Origin of the sequence: Sphingomonas sp. 2378 (assembly GCF_038084995.1) — a bacterium.
GTDB lineage: Bacteria > Pseudomonadota > Alphaproteobacteria > Sphingomonadales > Sphingomonadaceae > Sphingomonas.
This window is the reverse complement of sequence record NZ_JAXCMJ010000082.1, coordinates 1-5408: the sequence shown is the minus strand read 5'-3', so window position 1 is coordinate 5408 and position 5408 is coordinate 1. Positions and strand designations below refer to the sequence as shown.

Sequence of the window (5408 nt, the reverse complement as noted above, 5' to 3'; positions counted from 1 at the left end):
GTAACTCGTTCGGTATCGCAGGCTCTTTGCGTCGGGACATATCGGGTCTCCTTCTTCCCCTTTATGCCCGCCCGCACACGAAATTCCTGACACTCCCCGACGAGGAGTTCGGCGCCAGGGTTCGTGCCAGCTTCATTTCCAGCTATCGGACGTACGGCGCACGCCGCGTCTGGCACGACCTTCTGGCCGAAGGCCTCTCATGTGGTTTGCATCGCGTCGAACGGCTGATGCGTGTTCACGGTCTGAAGGCTAGACCCCGGCGTCGCGGCTTACCCAAGGACGACGGCCTGCGGTCGGCCATTGCCGACAACCTCCTCGATCGCCAGTTCACCGCCGAGGCGCCCAACCAAAGGTGGATCGCGGACTTTACCTACATCCGGACCGCCGAGGGTTGGCTGTACGTCGCCGTCGTCATCGACCTGTTCTCCAGGCGCGTGATAGGTTGGTCGATGAGCAACACCATGACCGCCCAGATCGTCACCGATGCCCTGATCATGGCGATCTGGCGGCGCGGGAAGCCCGACGCCCTACTGCACCACTCGGACCAGGGCAGCCAATACGCCAGCGAGCAGTTCTAGCGGCTGATGGCCGACAACGGCGTGACCTGCTCGATGAGTCGGTCGGGCAACGTCTGGGACAACGCGGCGATGGAGAGCTTCTTCTCCTCGCTGAAGACCGAGCGGGTTGGACGGAAAACATATCGAACCCGCAATCACGCAAAGGCCGACGTGTTCGACTACATCGAGCGCTTCTACAATCCGACGCGCCGCCACTCGACCCTGGGCTACCTCAGCCCCATGGACTTCGAGCGGCAAGCGCAGGTAGCTTAACCTCGTGTCCGCGGAACCGGCAGCAACTCACCTCCCGGCGTTAAGTTTCCGCGAGGTTTGGAGAGATTAGAACGAACACTCCGGAGCGTAGCTCCCGTTCGACCTTCTTGAACTTGGCCATTTTCTCCTGGCCAGTTCGCGTGTCCCGGTACCGCACGACTTGGTTGCGCCTCAATTTGCGGAATCTATCCGGTACTGAGGCAAGGAGGGTCGAGCGCGCAGATGTTTCGATTTGTGCGACGAACGATTGGAGCGCCGGATCCGAGAGGTCGGACTGAGTCGCTGCGGGGTCTTCCAATATTTCTATTATTTCCTGCGCCAACCGATTGGCTTCCATTGGCTCATTCCGCCCGTAGTAAGTCATCTTCTGATTAACGTAGAACAGATAGATGAACGCTTGGCTGCGCAGAAAAACCTCTCGAAAACCGTCGAAGAAGCCGGTTACGCGCTGCATGCGAGCATGGTCACCCAAGGTTGCGGCTCTGGTGACCTCCCCCATGCAGATTAGGCCGTCACTCTCATCGAATATGAAGCTTGCCATATGCGCGCTAACTAGGCGGACATAGCGGTCGAAAGCGTCTTCGCGTCCCGCTGTACTGGCGGACAGCACACCCGCCTTGGCGAGAGCCAGAATATCGACCCCCGCGAGCATGTCCTGCTCAGCGTCCGCAAGGCCGGCTTCAACCAGCGGGCGAAGTGCGGCGTGATCTGTATTCGGGCCTGCAGAAGAGAGGACCCGCACGGCAATGCGACCAATCGAAGGCTCATTCAGAGACTTCTTGGCGAGCGATATGAGGCGAGCCGCAGAGTCTTGATCGTCGATCACTAAGGCCTTCGCCACGAGCGCCCCGAGGGTAACATTAGTGAAGGTGAGCCCGGTTGCGCCGTAACGTCGGGCGATGGGTAGATTTTGCTCAAGCAGCACGACCACACGCGCGAGCGCTGCACTTTTGTCAGAAGGATTATCGACTACGTCAATCAGCCTCAGATAGATGCCGGGCACCAGATCCGACGGCGCGAGTTCCAGCGCCCGCTGCAGCGCTTCAAGAGCGAAGGCACGGCCACCTGAGGCGAGATGTGCCAACGCTTGGTTGTAAAGCGCGGAAGCGGTTAGTTCGAGCGCGGTCTCGTCAGCCCGGGCGCTATCGCGACCAACGACCTCCTCGGCCAAACTAATGATACGCTCGGCGTGGGTGCGTGCGGACACCGAGATCAATGCACTGGCCAAAGCTTGCTTGGCGATGAACTCGAAATCGCCGGGCCGCGACGCGACCTCCTCGAAAAGAGCAACGCTGGCCGCAGCATCGCCACCGAGCAATTTGGCGGAGGCAAGATAGAACAGGATCGGCATGCGAAGATCCGGCGCACCGGACGCAGTCAGCGCGTCCTTCAACCGCTGCTCAGCCTCATCGAACCGCTGCAAATGGTGAAGCGCGATACCGAACTGCATCAATTGCGCGGCGGTTAGATCACTGCGGCCGTCCCCTCCGTGCCCCAAATATTTTTCGAACAGGCTGACAGCACCGCTGTAATCATGCTCGACGTACAGACGGCTGGCTGCGTCGACCGCGCTAGCATGGTCGCCGGCCAACCGTATAAGCCAGTCCGGCTGCAATGCCTCGGCCACGACACGGTTGTTGAAATCGGGCGAGGCGCTTCCCGACTTGGTGATCCCAGCGAGGAACAGGCGGCCTCGTATCGCGTCGTCTAGCGTATTCCCCTTACCGTAATGCATCGACATCAAGGCATCGCGTAGGCCAGGGTCGGCGCGCACGAGGGTGCGCACATGATCGACGGGTGCCCGATCAAAGTCGCGCAGATAGACCCGCTCCACCGCTTCGTCGACGTGGTCAGGCGTGAGCCACTCGCCCGCTCCCATCATATCCTCGATCGTCGAGCAGATGTCCCACGACATGCGCGGATTACCGGATGTCCAATGAAATACGCGCTCTATCAGTGACGGTGGCAAACTGAGATTCGCTTGTCGCAAGAACGCACCCAGTTCCGACAAGCTAAAATTCTCGAGGTAGACCTTCTCGCCGATATTGAACGGCGATATGTTCTTGTCTTTGATGAGATCCGCGGGCTCGGCGACACCCGACAGCACATAGGTCAGCCTATTGTAAATATCGTAATTATCGCGTGCAAAATACATGCTTCGAATTTGTGCCAGGACTTTATCTGAATAGGACACACCGATCAAAGAATCGATCTCATCGAGGAAGAGAATGAGTCGCTGCGGCTGGACGGCTTCAAGCAGATGCCGTAAATGCATGTCGAACTCTACGTTGGGCTCCATCCCCTCTTTGCGCTCTTCTTTAATGGCCTGGCGCAGTCCTCCCGCGTCGAGCGCGTCGATTACGGCATCGATTATCGCCCTGAAAAACGCCTGCAGCGTGGCATGCCGCGTCGACAGATCGAAATAGCAGGCGACATCGCCGACTGCCTCGCGGCGGCGCTTCATGTGCAAGAGCAGATTGGTCTTCCCCATCTGCCGCGCGACCAGGATATAGGCTGGCCGGCCCATATCATCGATGACCCGCTCAAGCTGCCGGTCCGCGTCGCGCCTCACATAGAGCGCGTCCGGCACGATGGTGAGTGCGCGCAGGCGCTTGGCGACGCCCGTCATAGCTGCTCGCCCTGCAGCTGACTGATCAGCGCATCCAATGAATCACCTTTAATGCTGCGATTGCGATACTGGCGGAATAGCTGCTTCACAAAGCGTGGCCGTCCCTCTGCCGCAATGCAAATCCGTTCAATATCAGTAACCGAGAACGGCCTGTCCAGATTACCGGCGAGCATGCGAGTGAGCTTGCGCAGATGGTCGAGCGACCAGTTTGGGTCCGGCAGGATCTGGAAACACTCGCGGGTCTTGGCGGAAATGGCCGAGCCGGTCATCGACAGGTCGACGATCGACGAGAAGGCGAAAACCAGCCGGTCAGCAACGCGATTTTCGCCACTGATTGCGTGCAGTAGGCGCGACAGATAGTCGAGAAATTCTGGAAGCGCGTTTTCACCAAGCGGAATTTCCTCGACGATCACGGCTCGCGTCTCATCTGCGCAAAGAGCGCCGAGACTCGCGCGGATGCTGCGACAAGCTGCCTCGAAACTACGCTCCGCGAGTTGCGCCGGGCGGGCGGTCGCGAGCAGCGCAAGCTCATCGGCTAGCGCGCAGATCATGCCGAGAGGGCTGCAATCCTCATAGCTCGACAGGTTGATGGGCGACATGCCCCAGCGATTGCGATCAACCGCCCGACGCAGCGCCGCCGTCTTACCGACGCCGCTGTTGCCACAGACCCAAACGTTCCCGGCGGAGATAGCTGTGGCCAGACCAAGGTCGAAATCCCGTTCAATATAATAGGGTTCGTGCTCGGGCTTGTAAATTTCGAACAGCGGATCGGCCGAGCGCAGCGGCACCGAGCGTGGCGTTGTCCCAGTAAGCAGAAATCTTGTCAGGATGGTGTAGCGGCCGTCATGGCGGTCGACGGGCGAGACGATATTTCGATGATTGGCCTTGATCAGCATCATGGGCCGGACCGCCGTGTCATTGCAGCCGCTCTCGCGGGAAACACAGCGATCCTGTCCGCCGAGGATATATTGCACATCGATCCGCTCTGGGACCGCTTCGGTTTGCCACGCTTCGTCGATGGTGCTCAGCTCTGCGCTGCCGCGCGCCAATGCCTTCAACTGCACATGTCGGAAACTAACCTGCCGCCCGACGGCGGCGAGGCTTGAGCCGGTGTTAGGCACGGCGATCAGCGCTAATTTGCGAAGGGGCAGGAGCGCGCCAGCGCGCAACTCCTTGATGACACAGGCGCGCGCAACGATGCCGCCCAGGCTGTGCGCAACGAGATCCACCCGCTTGAATCCAGCGAAACGATCATGCAGAAAGGTCTGCAACCCTTCCACAATTTCCTGTAGGCCCGGCGGCGGCGCGAACAACTGTCGGGGCAACGCCCAGAGACTGGTTGGGTACGCATAGCAGTCGAGGGTTGCGTGGTTAAAGGCGGAATCGCCGCCTATCAGGTCGATTAGCGGGCTCCATGTGGAATCGGGCGATCCGCCAAGTCCATGAATGAAGACGATAGCATGGTCATTTCCTGGTCCCGTCAGCGCGGGCCGCATTGCCCCGGCCGCCCCTGCACTCTCTCCCATCGACACCACGTTCCTCAATTCGACTTAAACACCGCAGCAGGTCCGCTCAGCCGATCGCGAAACGCTCGTGGTAAGGTGAAGCATGAAGATTTCGCGATTTCAACCAGATCATTTCCTCCAATCCCCTCAAAGAGTTTTCGTCGTCAACTCCGTCCTTCCGTTTGACGAAACCGGCAGCCCGAATGAACGGCAGGTTTTGGGATTGAGAATGATGGTGACGAAGGCCGATCTTAGGCGCCTTCCTGACGGTCTGCTTTGGCGCGTCCCATCGGCAGCTCCCGCTAGAGCCGGACGTTCAGCGCGGATGTAGTGAACGACCGGGTCTGTGAAGGAAATCGGGCACCGGCAGGTGTACGATATCCTCCAAAGCAGGAAGCCGCGGGCCACGCTGGGTGACCTATGGGGTTTTGGGGTTTTGCGCTG

At 59.5% G+C, this 5408-nt stretch carries 2 protein-coding genes and 1 pseudogene; 1 reads left to right on the top strand and 2 read right to left on the bottom strand.

The window, feature by feature from the left end:
* Positions 1-119: 119 nt before the first annotated feature.
* A pseudogene (locus tag SM191_RS19110) lies at positions 120-830 on the top strand (IS3 family transposase); the annotation flags it as partial.
* 40 nt (positions 831-870) lie between these two features.
* Here the strand turns inward: SM191_RS19110 and SM191_RS19105 are convergent.
* A complete protein-coding gene (locus tag SM191_RS19105) occupies positions 871-3459 on the bottom strand; it encodes an AAA-like domain-containing protein (RefSeq protein WP_341507596.1) in 2589 nt (862 codons plus the stop codon).
* On the bottom strand, positions 3456-4955 hold the full coding sequence (locus SM191_RS19100; protein WP_341507595.1) for an esterase/lipase family protein: 1500 nt from the start codon (positions 4953-4955) through the stop codon (positions 3456-3458). The genes SM191_RS19105 and SM191_RS19100 overlap by 4 nt, the downstream gene beginning before the upstream one ends.
* Positions 4956-5408 lie beyond the last annotated feature (453 nt).